General features: G+C 51.3%; 13 protein-coding genes. 7 read left to right on the forward strand and 6 right to left on the reverse strand.

Going from position 1 to position 15554, the window contains the following annotated elements:
* Positions 1-178: 178 nt before the first annotated feature.
* Positions 179-829, reverse strand: coding sequence for a hypothetical protein (locus BUA40_RS10570; protein WP_072800688.1), 651 nt, complete (start codon positions 827-829; stop codon positions 179-181).
* Between the two features lie 148 nt (positions 830-977).
* Between BUA40_RS10570 and BUA40_RS10575 the strand changes: the two genes are divergently transcribed.
* The 7 genes from BUA40_RS10575 (at position 978) to BUA40_RS10605 (ending at position 11112) form a co-directional block, all read left to right on the forward strand.
* Entirely contained in the window at positions 978-1640 is a 663-nt protein-coding gene (locus BUA40_RS10575) for a DNA alkylation repair protein (protein ID WP_072800690.1), read from the forward strand.
* A gap of 118 nt (positions 1641-1758) precedes the next feature.
* Positions 1759-3732 carry a 4-alpha-glucanotransferase gene (locus tag BUA40_RS10580; protein WP_072800692.1) on the forward strand — a complete coding sequence of 658 codons (1974 nt, stop codon included), beginning with the start codon at positions 1759-1761 and terminating at the stop codon, positions 3730-3732.
* A gap of 1 nt (position 3733) precedes the next feature.
* Complete coding sequence (locus tag BUA40_RS10585; RefSeq protein WP_072800694.1) at positions 3734-4993, forward strand: glycoside hydrolase family 13 protein; 1260 nt, start codon at positions 3734-3736, stop codon at positions 4991-4993.
* A gap of 120 nt (positions 4994-5113) precedes the next feature.
* The gene (locus BUA40_RS10590; protein ID WP_072800696.1) at positions 5114-7759 is read left to right on the forward strand and encodes a protein translocase subunit SecDF; all 2646 of its coding nucleotides are present in this window, start codon (positions 5114-5116) and stop codon (positions 7757-7759) included.
* Between the two features lie 163 nt (positions 7760-7922).
* Positions 7923-8747 carry a hypothetical protein gene (locus BUA40_RS10595; RefSeq protein WP_072800699.1) on the forward strand — a complete coding sequence of 275 codons (825 nt, stop codon included), beginning with the start codon at positions 7923-7925 and terminating at the stop codon, positions 8745-8747.
* A gap of 183 nt (positions 8748-8930) precedes the next feature.
* The gene (locus tag BUA40_RS10600) at positions 8931-9788 is read left to right on the forward strand and encodes a TIGR02147 family protein (RefSeq protein ID WP_072800702.1); all 858 of its coding nucleotides are present in this window, start codon (positions 8931-8933) and stop codon (positions 9786-9788) included.
* The gene (locus BUA40_RS10605) at positions 9778-11112 is read left to right on the forward strand and encodes a hypothetical protein (protein ID WP_072800704.1); all 1335 of its coding nucleotides are present in this window, start codon (positions 9778-9780) and stop codon (positions 11110-11112) included. The genes BUA40_RS10600 and BUA40_RS10605 overlap by 11 nt, the downstream gene beginning before the upstream one ends.
* Here the strand turns inward: BUA40_RS10605 and BUA40_RS10610 are convergent.
* From BUA40_RS10610 to BUA40_RS10630, 5 genes are all read right to left on the reverse strand, one after another.
* Positions 11106-12254, reverse strand: a complete 1149-nt coding sequence (locus tag BUA40_RS10610) for an N-acetylmuramoyl-L-alanine amidase family protein (RefSeq protein WP_072800706.1) — start codon at positions 12252-12254, stop codon at positions 11106-11108. The two genes, BUA40_RS10605 and BUA40_RS10610, sit on opposite strands and share 7 nt — an antisense overlap.
* On the reverse strand, positions 12254-12724 hold the full coding sequence (gene smpB / locus BUA40_RS10615) for an SsrA-binding protein SmpB (protein WP_072800708.1): 471 nt from the start codon (positions 12722-12724) through the stop codon (positions 12254-12256). Before smpB ends, BUA40_RS10610 begins: the two co-directional genes overlap by 1 nt.
* A 3-nt stretch (positions 12725-12727) precedes the next feature.
* Positions 12728-13867 carry a GTPase ObgE gene (gene obgE, locus BUA40_RS10620; RefSeq protein WP_083585370.1) on the reverse strand — a complete coding sequence of 380 codons (1140 nt, stop codon included), beginning with the start codon at positions 13865-13867 and terminating at the stop codon, positions 12728-12730.
* The gene (argC, locus tag BUA40_RS10625) at positions 13867-14829 is read right to left on the reverse strand and encodes an N-acetyl-gamma-glutamyl-phosphate reductase (RefSeq protein WP_072800710.1); all 963 of its coding nucleotides are present in this window, start codon (positions 14827-14829) and stop codon (positions 13867-13869) included. Before argC ends, obgE begins: the two co-directional genes overlap by 1 nt.
* 122 nt (positions 14830-14951) lie before the next feature.
* Positions 14952-15449 carry a YchJ family protein gene (locus BUA40_RS10630; protein WP_072800711.1) on the reverse strand — a complete coding sequence of 166 codons (498 nt, stop codon included), beginning with the start codon at positions 15447-15449 and terminating at the stop codon, positions 14952-14954.
* Between the last annotated feature and the right edge of the window lie 105 nt (positions 15450-15554).

Genomic DNA, 15554 nt, shown 5'->3' on the forward strand with positions numbered 1-15554 from the left:
AGTGTCAGGCCGTCAACGCGTGCAACGCGTTGCTAGTATCCTAGGGCTATGCCCGTATATGAAGAACCGCCGGCTATGCCGGCGGGTCACTTTTTTGATTTTGGTTGTTATAGACAACATTTCGAAAAAGAAAATGGCGGATCAAGTCCGCCATTCATTATCTACAGTCTGTAGCCTACTAAATAAGTGGATTTTTACGGGGACGGCCACGTCCGCGCTTAATCGGCTGGCCATCAGGCATCACGGTTGCTTCCGGGTGCTTAGCCTTGAAGAAATCCTGAATCTTCTTCGCGCGTTCTTCGGCTTTCTGCTTGGCGTGGTCTGCTGCGGACACGATTACGGCCTTGGGCTTGTCGCCGGTCTTGGCGCCAAAAGAGGCCTTGAGTACGCGGCCCGAGGCGGGCTTCGGGGCTTCCGAAATCATCGCCTTCGGCTTAATGAACTCGGAGCTGCTTTTCAGGTCGTAGGCGCTATAGCCCTTGCTTTCTTCGGTAAAGGCCGTTTTCAGCATCATCTGCTTTTCCAGGGGAAGCTCGCTCATGGGCGGAATTCCCGGAATTTGCGTCTTGGGTTTGAAGTACAGGTCGCTTTGCTTGGGGATGGAGCCGAAAATCTCGTTGGCGATGCTCTGGGCTTCTTGGAACTCTTTTTGCTGCTTCAAGGCAAGGCGGTCTTTTTTTGAGGGCCTTGCCGCCCCGTTCTTGCGCTTGCCGCTAAAATCCTTCTTGATTTTCTCGGAATTTTGGATGATTTCTTCGTCGGTGAGGCCGCGGAGTTCAGGCGGAACTTCGATGATTTGAAGCGCGATATTAGACAAATTCTGATCCATAAAACCCGATTTTTAGCCCTTTGTGGGCCTGTCAAGAGTGGAAAAAGTCAATTTATTGTAAAAAATGCGACCCAAATTTAAAAAAAATTGAAAAAAATGCTTGTCAAGACCTAGAAAAAAAATTTTTTTTGGACTATTTTTGTTATACATGCTTCGGTTTACTCAAGAAATATTACTTGCTCTCCGTGCTATCTCTAATGAAGAAGAAGCACACGAAATGTCTAAGAAGGCGCGAGAACAGTTCGATTTCCTTGGAATTCGCCTTGTTCCCCGCCGCGAGGTGACCTACCCCATATTCGACAAGTATCCGCCGAAAGACGGTGACGAATTGGTGGCTAGGGTCGAGGACATGTGGGCACAGCCGTATCGTGAAATCCAGTATGCGGCTTGCGACTACCTGTTCCGCCACAGGGTTCTGCTCGGTGGACAGCACCTTGCCTTCCTTAAAAAGTTGATCAAGACCCGCGCCTGGCGCGATACCGTCGATACCCTCGCCGCTTGCGTGTTGGGTGACCTGGCTCTCCGTTTGCCGGCCCTCCGTGGAAAGATCGCTTCCTGGATTCGCGACCCGAATGTCTGGGTTCGCCGCAGTGCGATTATTTTCCAGATCCAGTACAAGGATCGCACCGACTGGCCGCTGCTCAGACAGTTCTGCCTGACTTGCGCCAAGGATGACGACTACTACATTCGTAACGGTATCGGACGCGCCCTTTCGGAATACGCCCGAATCAACCCGACCGAAGTCCGTCGTTTTGTGCAGGACAATACCTTTGCCGAACAGACCGCTCAGGAAATCCTCCGTCTGATCTAAACGAAACAAAGAAAACATCATTTTAGCAGCCTTCCTGTAAATCTTACGGGAAGGTTTTTTTATGCAGTTTCTTTCGTCTTTTATCTCTCGTCTCTCGTCTAAAAACTAAATTTACACCATGCGTTACGGTGACATTTCATATTTCCAGAGCGGCGTGGCCGTTCCCCTTTTTAGCCTTTACAGCAAGCAGAGCATCGGTATCGGTGAATACCTGGATTTGATACCTTTTGGCCGCTGGGCCGCTTTTTGCAATTTTAATATTATTCAGCTTTTGCCGGTGAACGACACGGGGGCGGAATCTAGCCCTTACAGTGCCCGTAGCGCCTTTGCGTTGAACCCGGTGTTTATCAATGTGCAGTCGGTGGAAGGTTCTTCGGAATACGAAGACGAAATCCAGCAGGGTAAGGTCGATTTCCAGAAGTACGGCAAGATTGACTACTACAATATTTCGACCTGGAAGCGCATGATTCTGCGCAAGATTTTCGACAACCGTTACGACGATCTGAAAAAAGACAAGATTCTTTTGCACTGGATCGACAACAACGCTTGGGCGAAGCCTTATTGCGTCTATTGCACTCTCAAGGCTCAGAACGACGAAAGAAGTTGGAAGGATTGGAAAAACTATCGTGAGCCGACGTCGAAGGATATCGAAGCCCTTTGGAAAAAGTTCGTGAAGGACAACCTGTTCCAGGCCTGGATGCAGTTCGAAGCCGAAAAACAGTTTAGCGCTGCCGTAGCCGAAGTTTCTAAAATGGGCGTTCGCATCAAGGGCGACATTCCGATTCTCATTAACGAAGACAGTGCCGACGTCTGGGCTGACCGCAAGTACTTCTCGCTAGACGACCGTGCGGGTGCTCCTCCTGACATGTTCAGCTACAGCGGCCAGAACTGGGGATTCCCTACGTACCGCTGGGACGTGATCGAAAAAGACAACTTTGAATGGTGGCGCCGCCGCTTGGCTCAGGCAAGCAAGTTCTACCATGCTTACCGTATTGACCATGTGCTGGGCTTCTTCCGCATCTGGTCTATTCCGCAGACCGAAACCACGGGGATTTTGGGCTACTTCAATCCCTGCGTGCCGCTCACTTATGACAAGCTCGCTTCTGCTGGCTTTATGCGCGAAACCTTGGAATACCTGCGTCGCCCGAATTACGGCATTGACCAGCTTCGCGAATTCCTGGGTGACGATACGGATCGTCTTGCTCCCATTTGCTTTACGCAGCTCGAAGGTCACCCGGATCGCTTGATTCTCAAGTCCGAGTTTAGCTCCGAAAAGGCAATCCTTGGCATGAACGAACCGCAAGAAGTCAAGGACAAGCTGCTCAAGGTTTACTGGAACCGTGTGTTTGTCCCCTCGGGCGATGAGAACAATTTCTACCCGTATTGGTACTGGTACAATGCTCCGGTGTTCTTTACCTTGCCGGATTACGAGCAGGAGAAACTGCGTAACCTGATTAAGGAAAACGAAAACGCCCAGAACGGCCTGTGGGAAGCCAATGCGACCAAGCTCCTGTCGGTGCTGTCTCAGGAAACCGATATGCTGGTCTGCGCCGAAGACCTGGGTGCCGTGCCGCCTTGCGTGCCTGCCGTGTTGAACAAGCTCAATATTCTTTCGCTGCGTATTGAACGCTGGGCCCGCAACTGGAATGCTCCCTATTCGCCCTACTACGACATGGACGAATACCCGCGCATGTCCGTGTGCGCTACAAGCTGCCACGATACGTCTACCTTGCGTGGACTGTGGCAAGAAAAGGATTTCGACCGTGAACTTTACTGGTCCCATGCGCACTTGCCGGGCAAGGCTCCCGAAACGATTACGCCGTCGGTGGCCCGCCAGATTTTGGCTCATGTGTATTCTGCCAACAGCCTGTTCTGCATCTTGCCGGTGCAGGACTACTTCGCCCTCTCGGCCAGCCTTTCCAAGTGTGCTCCTGAAGCAGAGCGCGTGAATGTCCCGGGTACCGTGGGCGGAACCAACTGGTGCTACCGCATGCCTTGTTCTGTGGATGAACTGATGGATTATTCGTCGCTCAGCTCCGACATCCGCATGCTTGTGGATGTGCGCAAGCGCCGCCCGATGTGGAATATCTAGGATGTTCGCTCCTGCTTGGGTTAAAGACGCTGTCTTTTATCAGATTTTTCCGGACCGGTTTTGCCGTTCGGGGCGTTACCATGCAGTAGGCAAGTTCGTGGAGTGGGGGAGTAAGCCCACTCGCGAAAACATGTTTGGCGGAAACCTCGCGGGTATCGAAGATAAGCTTGAATACATTGCGGGCCTGGGTGTCAATGCGATTTACCTGTGCCCGATTTTCAAGAGCAATTCGAACCATCGTTACCATACGGTGGACTACTTTGAAATTGACCCGGTGCTTGGCACGCTCGAAGATTTTGACCGCCTGGTCAAGAAGGCGCACAAACTAAAACTGCGCGTGATTCTGGATGGCGTGTTCAACCATTGTTCGCGCGGATTCTTTCAGTTCAATAGCCTGATGGAATTGGGCGAGCATTCGCCGTATGTGGACTGGTTCCATGTGAAGGGCTGGCCGCTGAACGCCTATACCGACAAGCCCAATTACGAATGTTGGTGGAACTTTCCGGCGCTCCCGAAATTCAATACGGACTGCCCCGATGTGCGCGAATATCTTTTCTCGGTAGGCGAGTACTGGATGAAGCGCGGCATTGATGGCTGGCGCCTCGATGTTCCGAATGAAATTGACGACGATAGCTTTTGGCAGGAATTCCGCCGCCGCGTAAAGGCGGTGAATCCGGAAGCCTACATCGTGGGCGAGATTTGGGATGACCCGATTCGATGGCTGAAAGGCGACCAGTTCGACGGCGTGATGAATTACGTGTTCCGCAAGGCGGCGATGCAGTTCCTGTTCGACGAAAATCCGATTTCGATCAAGGAATTCGGCGAACGAGTGAGTCGCGCATTCCCCGAAGGTCGTGGCGACATTCCCATGAACTTGCTCGGAAGCCACGATACCACGCGCCTGATGTCGCAACCCTGCGCAACCCTTGAACGAATCAAGCTCGCGTATGCGATTCTGTTCTTCTTGCCGGGGGCGCCTTGCATTTATTATGGCGAAGAACTTTCGATGAAGGGTGGCAAGGATCCTGACAACCGCCGTAGCGTACCGTGGAGCAAATTGGCCGAAATGCAGGCCAAGCCCTTGTACGAGTTTATCAAACAAATGATTGCTCTGCGCAACAAGAATGCGGTCCTCCGTGACGGAACGCTTGAAATCCGCTCTGCAGATAACGGATTGGCCATTGTGCGTACCCTTGGAAAAAAGACGATGACGCTCGTTGTGCTGCAAGACGGCACGGAATATAAGTTTAATATTGTCTAAGATTCTGAAGCCGTGGGGTATTTTTGAGTTAATCTCTCGTCTTTCGTCTCTCGTCTTTCGTCAAAATTTCTACATTTGGGCGCAAAACTTACTGAATAATGCCTTATTAAGGGATTACAAATGAACAAGAAAAAATTCGGCATGCGAGAACTCATTATTCTCCTCGTCATTGTTTTGTCGGCCTACACTGTATGGCCTTCTATCCAGGTCCACACCAAGAAGGGCGAAGAAAAGCAGACCTTCCTCAAGGAAAATCCGAAGATGGGTGCAAAATCCATCAATTTCGGCCTTGACCTTGCTGGTGGTACGGCAATTACCCTTGAAATTGACAAGACCAACATCAAGGGCGACGATATCAAGGACATTCAGGAACAGTCCCTCGAAATCATCCGTAACCGCGTTGACCAGTACGGTCTTTCTGAACCGCAGATTTCTCCGTCCGGCGACGACCGAATCGTGGTTGAACTGGCAGGCGTGGATGACTCCACTGCAAAGGCTCTCGTGGGTTCGACCGCCAAGCTCGAATTCAAGATTTTGGCCGAAGCTGAAAAGTTTACCCAGGTTGTTGGCCTCATCGACCAGTACCTGACCCGTCAGACCACCGATATCGTGGCTGACTCCGCTGCAACGGATTCTACTGCCAAGGACTCTACGGTTGCCAAGGCTGATTCCGCCAAGGATACGACCAAGACCCTTTCCGATGACGAACTCCTCGGTAAGGCTCCTGCCGCTGAAGTTGCTGCTACCGATTCCGCCAAGGATTCTGCCGCAGTTGAGGCTCAACCGGCATCTGAGGTTGGCGTTGCCCTTTCCGCTTACTACATGAGCTTTGGCAACGGTGGCTTTATCGCCGAAGAAAATGTTGAAAAGGTGAAGAAGCTCCTCGCTACTGACGGTGTGCAGAAGCTGATTCCGCGCGATGTCGCTTTCGCTTTCGGCAGCGGTCTCGAACCGGTGCAGCGCGATTCCAAGATCAAGGCCAAGCGTCTTTACCTCCTCAAGCGCCGTGCTGAAATGGCTGGTGACGATGTGGTTGATGCTCGTCCGTACCGTGTGTCTGACGGTGTGAGCGCCGGTGAAGTGGCCGTGAGCCTCAAGTTCGGTGGCATTGGTCCTAAGAAGTTCTCTGCTGTGACTGCCGCAAACATTGGCAAGCAGATGGCTATCGTGCTCGACAACCAGGTGATTTCTGCTCCGGTGATCCGCGACCGTATCCCGAACGGCGAAGCCCAGATTACGGGTCTCGACGACATGGCCGAAGCTAACCGCCTCTCCGTGGTGCTCCGCGCCGGTGCCCTCAAGGCTCCGATGAAGATTATTGAAAGCCGCAGCGTGGGTGCAACCCTCGGTGAAGAAAACATTGTGCAGGGCTTCGGTTCCGGTGCTATCGGCCTTATCCTCTGCTTGGTGTTCATGGTTGCCTACTACCGCCTCGGTGGTCTTATTGCAAGCTTCGGTATGGTGATCAACACCTTGGTGACCGCCGCCGTGATGTCTGTGTTTAACGCTACGTTGACCTTGCCGGGTATCGCAGGCTTCATCCTCGTGGTCGGTATGTCTCTCGACGCCAACGTGATTATTTACGAACGTATCCGTGAAGAACTCAAGAACGGCCTGACCGCCCGCGCCGCTGTGGCCAAGGGTTACGAACGCGCCTTCGGTGCCATCTTGGACTCCAACTTGACCACCGTGCTTACCGGCCTTATCCTTTATAAGATTGGTACCGGTTCTGTGAAGGGTTTCGGTCTTACGCTTACGATCGGTATTTTGACTTCCTTGTTCTGCGCTATCACGGTGACCCGCTCCATTTTGGATTGGAAGCTTGCCAAGCGCGACGCTACGACCCTTTCGATCGGTGGCGGCTTCAAGGCTATCAACGAAGCTAACCTCCAGATCATTCCGAACCGTCGTCGTTTCGGTCTCATTTCCTTGATCCTCATTGTTGCTTCTATCGCCTTCATCGCTGTTAAGGGCTTTGACTTCAGCATCGACTTCACTGGTGGTCAGGTTTATACTGTGCAGTACCAGGACGATGCTAAGCACGAAAAGGACTTGAGCAAGGCTTTGTCTGCTGCCGGTATCTCTGGCACGAAGGTCCGTACGCTCGGTGGTACTTCTGCTAACTCTTACCAGATTAGCATGCGCGCCTCTGACGACGCCCAGTTCGAAGTCAAGATGGCTCAGGCCTTCGAAAAGGCCGGTCAGAAGTGCGAAATCGTCGCTAAGGACAATGTGGGTCCGACCATCGGTAAGGAACTCCGCTTCAACGCAATCCTTTCTGTGATTCTCGCATGGCTCGGCATTCTGATTTACGTGTGGTTCCGCTTCGGTAAGTTCGGTCTCGGCTTCGGTGTCGCTGCCGTGCTCGGCCTGGTGCACGATACCGTGATTACGCTCGGCTTCATCTCCGCCTTCGGTCTTTCCTTCGACGGCGCCTTGATTGCCTCGCTCCTCACCATGATCGGTTACTCTGTGAACGACACTATCGTGAACTTCGACCGTATTCGTGAAAATACTGCCGTGTATGGTTCCAGCAACTTCGCCGAAACCATCAACAAGTCTATGAACCAGTGCTTCAGCCGTACCATGGTGACCTCTCTCACGACCTTGTTCGTGTGCGTGATCCTCGCCGTGATGGGTGGTTCTTCCATCCGCGACTTCGGCTTGGTCCAGTGCTTCGGTATCCTTATCGGTACCTACTCTTCTGTGTGCATCTGCTCTCCGATCGTTCTGTGGTGGAGCAAGCGCTTCAAGAAGGGTGTGTAGTTTAGACGAGAGAACGCTCGCGTCGCTCGCTACAGACTAGAGACTAAAGACCCCGGCGAAAAGCCGGGGCTTTCTGTATTTGCATGCTTTTTAAATGAAAAATGGCAGGGGGTTGTTCTTTTTTTTAGAATAAGTGATATATTTATGAATAAGGAGAACTTGTATGAAATATCAAAAGAGTTTATTTGTATCTGGTTTTGCCTTGGCCTTCGGGCTGCTGCTTGGACTTGGGACCAATGCCCTGGCTAAGGAATGGGAACAGTCTTTGGTGGTTTACCTAACCCGTCATGATGTGCACGGACCGATATATGGCTATACTCGATGGGGCTTTTCTAAAGACAGCCTTGTTGTGGATAGTTCAGGTGTCGTGGGTAAGGGAATCACGTATTGGCAGGTGGATGAATCTTGTGTATGTGGTTTTATGTTTGGGGGCTGTGGGTATTATCTATATCATTGGAACTTCTTTGATTATGACCAATCATTTTGGAACGTTGCTCTAGTCGAAGGCTTAAAAGCGGGAATTGCCCTAGACTTGAACGATACGACTGCTTTTGCAGAGATTACTTATTATGGGTCTGATTTGCTTGAATCCTATAAGTTTTCCGAGAAACGTGGTTCGTCTGCAAATGATACGAACTACTTTGTCTATAGAAAAGATTCTACATATTACGCCCTTTGCCAATATATAACGGTGTATAATAGTTCTATGGATAATTGGGATGAAACGGAAACAGGCATTCCGGCCTATTTTGCGCATCAATGTATTTTCCAGGATGATGGTACGCCTACGTTTAGCAAGATTCCGATGTATACGGGCGAATTACCGGAGGGAAAGCCTGTGAAACCGCCTTCTGTTATTGCAAAGTCGATGCATAAGAAGGTTGAACCTAATGTGGACCACAAACCTTATTTGGTAAACGGGCAATCGGCTAGGAAAAATTCAGCGAGCGGTATTCGCGTCGAGAAGGAGCGCGTTTACCGACAATAAAAAATCAGCTGATGAGGCAGCCTTTGGCTGCCTTTTTTAATTGGTCTTTACGGCGTGTCCACTGGATACGCAGGGTGTACACAAAAGTGCTTAATTTTTATAAATTTTGCGTAAAATGGTAAAATTTTGCGAAAAACTTAATTTTTGTACACAAATTGATTTTAAAAACCTATATTTGTCTTTGTGAAAGATATTGTTGAGTATACGGATTACCGCAAGTATATCCAGGATTACTATGAGGAACAAAAGCGTTGTTCCGCCTTTTCCTGGAGAGAGTTTGCGAGGGCTGCGGGGTTCTCGTCGGCTGTATACCTGAAGTATATTTGCGAAGGAAAACGAAATCTGAGTTTAGGGTCCGCCGGATCGGTGGCGAACGCCATGGGACTCGCCGGATTTGAATGCACCTATTTTGTTTTAATGGTCTCGTATGCCCATGCGAAGAATGACGCTGCAAAACGCGATGCCTTCGAAAAGCGCTGTGCCTTGGCGAATGCACATAAGGTGCATGTGCTTGGAAATGAGGAATTTGATTATTATAAGTCTTGGAAAAATCCGGTGCTACGCGAATTGGCTCCGCATATGCCCGGTGCAAAACCGCTAGAGATGGCCCATGCCTGCGAACAGCCGATTACCGCGGCAGAGGTAACTGAAACTTTGAATTTCTTGGTGAAGGCGAATCTCTTGAAAAAAGACCGGGACGGCAATTATCGTCAGACGGAAAAGTCCGTGTCGATGGGAACTGCGGAAGCAGTCTCTGTGGCCGCAAGAGACTTGCAACGGCAAATGGGAGAATTCGCGGTAAAGGCGTTGGATTTACCCCTTTCGGAACGTGATATGTCGGGGGTGGTCTTGGGACTTACGCAGCATGCCTATGAACGGATTAAAAAAGAGATTGTCGACTTCCGCCGTCGAGTTGTGGCAATTGCTACCGAAGATGACGAAACGGAACGGGTGTATCGCTTGAACGTGCAACTGTTCCCGATGAGCGACCGTTTGAAAAAGGACAAGGATTTTAAAGGAGCTGAACAAAATGAGAAATAGTTTTGGGGCGTTAACCATTCCGCTTATTTTCGTTGCACTTGCATTGACTTCGTGCTCCGAAAGCAAGCCGGTTGCAGGCGGTTCTTCGGATGATTCTGGAATCATCGCAATTTCAGACAAGTCGGTGGCGGGTGTTTCGCAGAAGGGCCCGTTCGTGAAGGGCTCCGCCGTGACGGTGCAGGAACTGGAGGGCGAAACGCTGAAACAGACCGGCAAGAGCTTCAAGGGGACCATCATGAGTGACAAAGGTGACTTTGTCATCAATAATGTCAATCTGGAATCGCAGTATGCAATTCTTGAGGCTACGGGCTATTATCGCAATGAAGTTTCCGGGAAAACGTCTGGAGGAATGTTGACGCTGCGAGCCTTGACGGACCTTTCTAAAAGGAATTCGGTAAACATCAACATGCTCACGCATATGGAATATGAACGCGTGATGTATCTAGTGGGTACGGGCCTCAGTCTGCAAGATGCCAAGAATCAGGCTGAAGCAGAAATTTTCAGGGCTTTTGGAATCCAGGACGAATTTGATAGTCCTGAAGACTTGGATATTTTCCGCGAAGGCGATGGAAATGCAGCATTGCTTGCTATTAGCATTCTGATGCTCAGGGATCTTTCGGAAGCGGAATTTACCGAATTCTTGATTGATTTTGCCGCAGACATTGAAACTGATGGAACTTGGGATAATGAAGACGTCAAATTGGAATTGGCTACATGGGCAAATAGAATGGGCTATATTACTCGAGTGAATCTTCGTGAAAATATAGAAGCGTGGAATTTGGGAACAGTCCCTGATTTTGAAAAGTATTTGCGCAACTTTTGGTACTTGGTTTTTGGACTTGATGAGTGCGGAGCCGAACAAGAAGGCGTGATGTCTGCGATAAAGAATGATTCTATTTGCGATAGAAATATCGTGAAACAGACAGGAAATTTTATTACAACAATTGGTATCTGCGGCAAGAACGATCGCTATGTTTGTAAAAGCGGTGTTTGGACTCTTGCAAGCGATTTTGAAAAGGATTTTTATGGCTCGGGAAAGGCAGATGGTGGTGAAGATGGCGAAATATGGGTGGGCCCTAATACAGGGACGTATTACGTGTATGATGACAGTTTGAAGGAATGGACAGTGAGAGGCATTGTGTCAAAGCCTTATTTGGAACAAAGTGACACGGCTGGTGTTTCTGCTTTGATGACAGTGGGTGTGGGGTGTACGGTTAAGCGAAAGGATGAAGTTCGAATGGGCAAGGATGGGTTGTATTATGTATGCAAGTCAAACCAAATATGGTATGATGCCCAAGAATTTGATTATGATACTTCTTACTGACGTCCGAGGGTTTCGCGGTAATTGTGAACGGCATTCTTGTAAGCGCTGACGGCTTTTGAAATGCGTTCTGCAATATCGGCTTGAGCCTTGTTGGTCATCATGTAGGCTTCTTCTTCGGGGTTGCTGATGAAACCGATTTCGAAGAGCACGGCGGGCATTAACGCGCCTACGAGCACCATGAATCCGGCACCGCCGACACCACCGCCCTGACGCTTGATTTTGCCGTCGTCGAAGGCCTTGAGCATTTGTTCAGTGAACATGTAGCTGTTCTGCTTGTACTTTTCGAGGCGGGCCTCTAGCTTGAACCATTCAAGCGGGGAAAGTTCTTCCTTGGCGTTCTTTTCGCCGTAGAGCGTGGCCACCTTGTTTTCGCGGCGGGCAATCGCCTTGTCTTCTTCGCTTTCGGGGGCGCGAAGCACGTACACGTGGTAGCCCTTGATTTGCTTTTTGCGCTCGGGGCTTGCGTCAATGGCGTTACAGTGCAGGCTAATGAAAAGGTCGCCGTCCCATTGGTTGGCGAGGTTTGCGCGTTCGCCGAGTTCGATGAACACGTCTTTGTCGCGGGTCATTTTGACCTTGAAGCCTTCTTTTTCGAGTTCCTTTTTCAGGAGCTTGCCGACGGCGAGTACGATGTCTTTTTCGTTGGAATTCTTGCCCTGGGCGCCGGTGTCCTTGCCGCCGTGGCCGGGGTCGATCACGATGGTCTTGACTTCGCGGGTGCCGGCGGTTTCGTTCTTCGGCTTGGTGGCGGTAACGGGGGCTGCCGCTGCGACAATCTTTGCAGAGGACGATGAAACTTTGACGGAGGAACTGCTGCTTGCAGGAACGGCTGCAGCGGCCTGCACATTTCCGACTCCGTACAAACTAGCGACATCCGCAGAATCCAGCAGGATGTGCCCGTCTGCAATTTCGGGAGCGTGTTTAAGGTCGACTGATTTGCCGTGGCTGCTCACGTAAGGGAGCCCGATAGCGAATTTGAGCGTATCGGTTTCGCCTGCGAGAATGAATGTCTTTTGGATGGGGAACCAGTGGAAACTGGCCTTGTGCTGCTTGGCGACTTGTTCGGCATCGACTGTATTTGCGGCCCAGGCAGAAGCTGCGAGAGCTACGCAAAAGAGGATGTACCAAACAAGGTTTCTCATTATTTGTGCGCCTTTGCCGCACGGGCCATTTCAAGTTTCGCGTCGCGGTTGATGATGTCCTGACGTTTGTCGCGCTGGTCCTTACCGCGGCAGATTCCCATTTCGAGCTTGGCGCGGCGATTCTTGAAGTAGAGCTTCAGTGGAATGAGCGTGCAGCCCTTTTGTTCCTTGGCCTTGCGCATCTTGGCAATTTCATGCACATGGGCCAAGAGCTTGCGGCGTCTTGCCGGGAAATGGTTGAAGCGGTTTGCGAAAAGGTATTCGTCGATGTGGGCTCCCACGAGCCAGATTTCGTTCTTGGACTCGTCGATGTCGATCCACGCTTCGCTCAAAGTGCACTTGCCATCGCGGATAGATTTGACTTCCGAACCGATCAGCATGATACCCACCTCAAACGTCTCGTCGACGAAATAGAGGTGGTTTGCCTTGCGGTTTACGATGACCGGCGTACTCTGTTCTTTTTTCGCCATTCGTTAAGCCTTCTTCTTGCTGCGGGCTTTTTTTGCTCCGGCGGCCTTGGAGGCTGTTTTAGCGGAGCTTTTCGATGCCGAGCTAGCCTTGCTCTTTGCGATCTTCTTGCCGGTGCCGTCGATGCCGGTAGTGGCGCTGCTGAGTTTCTTGCTTTCCCAGCCGACCTTCTTCTTTTGCACGTGGGGCACGGCTTCGTCCAGAGCCAAGGTGAGTTCCTTGCAACCGTCGCCTGTTACGGCGGAGGTCACGATGACTGCTTCCTTGTGAGCCTTGAACTGCTTGATTGCTTCGTCAATGCCGAGGTCGCTCTTGTTCAAAGCAATCACGTAAGGCTTCTTTGCAAGCTTCGGGTGGAACGCCTTGAGTTCTTCCTTAAGGACGCTGAACTGTTCGTAGGCGTTTTCGGCAAAGCCGTCGATCACGAACAGGAGCGTGTGCGTACGTTCGATATGCTTCAAGAACTGGTGACCGAGGCCCTTGCCTTCGCTGGCGCCTTCGAGCAGACCCGGAATATCTGCGACCACGAAGCTGTGGCCATTCATCTGCACGATGCCGAGCACCGGTTCAAGTGTGGTAAACGGGTAGTCACCGACTTTGGGACGGCCGCTTGAAATCTTGTTCACGAGGCTGGACTTGCCTGCGTTCGGGAATCCGACGAGGCCTACGTCTGCCATAAGCTTCAGTTCCAAAAAGAGTTCGCGCTTTTCGCCCTTTTCGCCGGGCGTGCACTTGCGCGGAGCCTGGTTGGCGGGCGTTGCAAAATGTTGGTTGCCCATGCCGCCCTTGCCGCCGCGAGCTGCGATCCACTTTTGGCCGGGTTCGGTAAGGTCTGCGAGAATACGACCTTCGGCATCCTTTACGATCGTGCCGCGCGGAACGCTTACGATCAAGTCTTCGGCACTACGACCGGTGCAGCGCTTGGCACCACCGGCTTGTCCACTTTCTGCCTTGTAGATGCGGGCGTTACCCATGTCCAAAAGTGTGGAATATTGCTCGTTCACCTGCAGGATCACGTGACCGCCGCGACCGCCGTCACCGCCATCGGGACCGCCGAGGGGTACGAACTTTTCGCGGTGGAAACTGCAAATGCCATCGCCGCCCTTACCGGAGCGAACTTCAATTGATTTTTCGTCTAGGAACATTAAAGGCTAATTCCTTCGTCGAGGCCGAGGGCGATATTCATGTTCTGAATGGCTGCACCACTTGCGCCCTTGCCGAGGTTGTCGATAATAGTCGTCACCTGCATCACGGTTTCGTTGCCGAACACCTGGATGCGGGCGTTGTTCGTATCGTTGCAGACGGTAGCGTCAAGGCGGCCGTTGAACAGCACGGGGGCTGCTTCGTAGGGCATCACCTTCACAAAGCGGGATCCTTCGTAATGCTTTGCCAAGATTTCGGTGAGGCCTTCGGGGCCGACCTTCTTGGTGAGTTCATTTGCAAAGATGGCGACAGTGACCGCCATGCCCTTGTAATAAGGGCCAAGCACCGGGTTGAAGAACGGTGTGTTTTCAAGTTCGCAGTACTTCTTCATTTCGGGGAGGTGCTTGTGTGCGAGCGCGAGCGCGTACGGGGCGGGCGCCATGATTGCCTTCGATTCACCAGCCTTGTGTTCCATGGCTGCTGCTTCTTCGTATTCGGCAATCAGCTTCTTGCCACCGCCGGAATAACCGGTAATGCTATAGGCGGCCAGGTTTGCGCTCTTCGGCAAAATGCCTGCGGCCACCAGCGGGTGCACACCGAGAATAAAGCCCGAGGCATGGCAACCGGGGTTGGCGATGCGCTTGCTCTTGGTAATGGCTTCGCGCTGGGCAGCCGAAAGTTCCGGCATCCCGTAGGTCCAGTCGGGGTTTACGCGGTGTGCGGTCGATGCATCAATCACGCGGGTGTTCGGATTTTCGCAGAGGGCTGCACTTTCGACAGCCGCAGCATCGGGCAGGCACAGGAACGTCACGTCGGACTCGTTGATGAGTCGCTTGCGTTCGTTAATGTCTTTGCGGAGTTCGGGAGAAATGCGCAACACTTCGATGTCGTTACGCTTTGCGAGTCTCTCATAAATCTGCAGGCCAGTGGTCCCTGCTTCACCATCTACGAAAACTTTGAACATTTGCTTAATGATTTAAGGTTGAAGATTATTATTTAGTAGGAAGTAGACGGTAGGAAGTAGGAAGTTCTATAATCGCGGCAAAGCCGCCTAATTAAAACTGTTTACCGTCTACTGTCTACTGTCTACTTATTCGCGCCGCAGCACTTCTTGTACTTCTTGCCGGAACCGCACGGGCACGGATCGTTACGGCCAACGACCGGACCTTCGTGACGAACCGTTTCCTGCTTCACGGCACGACCGTCGTAGAAGAACCAAGCGCCGCCCACCTTGTGGAATTCGCCGAGTTCGTGGTGGTTACGGGTGATGTTGCCCTGCTTGAAACGAGCGATGAATTCGACCCAACCGATGTTCTTTTCTTCTTCGGTCTTGGTCTGCTTGATTTCGATGCCGAGCCATTCGGATTCCTTGCTCCAAGCGGTCACGCTAGCTTCGTCGAAGTCGCTGCGCTGGGTAGCTTCCAAAGAGTCCTTGAGCCATTCGATTTCCTGTTTCACATAAGCGGTGTAGCGGGAACGCATCAATGCTTCGGGAGTTGCAGCGAGAGTCTGCTTCTTGATGATAGGTTCGCAGCATTCGCCGTAGGCTTTGCCGGATCCGCAGGGGCATAAATCTTGTGCCATATAAATACCTTAGTTCCTTGTGTTGTTCATCAGGCGAACGCGTCGCCCGGTTTAAGTAAAAATCTTGCGAAAAAATAGAAAAATTGAAAGAGAATAGATTTTGTC

This window comes from Fibrobacter sp. UWT2, from assembly GCF_900142545.1.
Classification (GTDB): domain Bacteria; phylum Fibrobacterota; class Fibrobacteria; order Fibrobacterales; family Fibrobacteraceae; genus Fibrobacter.

Bases quoted from the DNA above. Each gene is read 5' to 3' on its own strand.
- BUA40_RS10590 (WP_072800696.1), top strand. From the start codon at position 5,114: ATGAACAAGAAAAAATTCGGCATGCGAGAACTCATTATTCTCCTCGTC.
- BUA40_RS10630 (WP_072800711.1), bottom strand. From the start codon at position 15,449: ATGGCACAAGATTTATGCCCCTGCGGATCCGGCAAAGCCTACGGCGAA.
- obgE (WP_083585370.1), bottom strand. From the start codon at position 13,867: ATGTTCCTAGACGAAAAATCAATTGAAGTTCGCTCCGGTAAGGGCGGC.
- BUA40_RS10580 (WP_072800692.1), top strand. From the start codon at position 1,759: ATGCGTTACGGTGACATTTCATATTTCCAGAGCGGCGTGGCCGTTCCC.
- BUA40_RS10605 (WP_072800704.1), top strand. From the start codon at position 9,778: ATGAGAAATAGTTTTGGGGCGTTAACCATTCCGCTTATTTTCGTTGCA.
- argC (WP_072800710.1), bottom strand. From the start codon at position 14,829: ATGTTCAAAGTTTTCGTAGATGGTGAAGCAGGGACCACTGGCCTGCAG.
- BUA40_RS10570 (WP_072800688.1), bottom strand. From the start codon at position 829: ATGGATCAGAATTTGTCTAATATCGCGCTTCAAATCATCGAAGTTCCG.
- smpB (WP_072800708.1), bottom strand. From the start codon at position 12,724: ATGGCGAAAAAAGAACAGAGTACGCCGGTCATCGTAAACCGCAAGGCA.
- BUA40_RS10575 (WP_072800690.1), top strand. From the start codon at position 978: ATGCTTCGGTTTACTCAAGAAATATTACTTGCTCTCCGTGCTATCTCT.
- BUA40_RS10585 (WP_072800694.1), top strand. From the start codon at position 3,734: ATGTTCGCTCCTGCTTGGGTTAAAGACGCTGTCTTTTATCAGATTTTT.
- BUA40_RS10610 (WP_072800706.1), bottom strand. From the start codon at position 12,254: ATGAGAAACCTTGTTTGGTACATCCTCTTTTGCGTAGCTCTCGCAGCT.
- BUA40_RS10595 (WP_072800699.1), top strand. From the start codon at position 7,923: ATGAAATATCAAAAGAGTTTATTTGTATCTGGTTTTGCCTTGGCCTTC.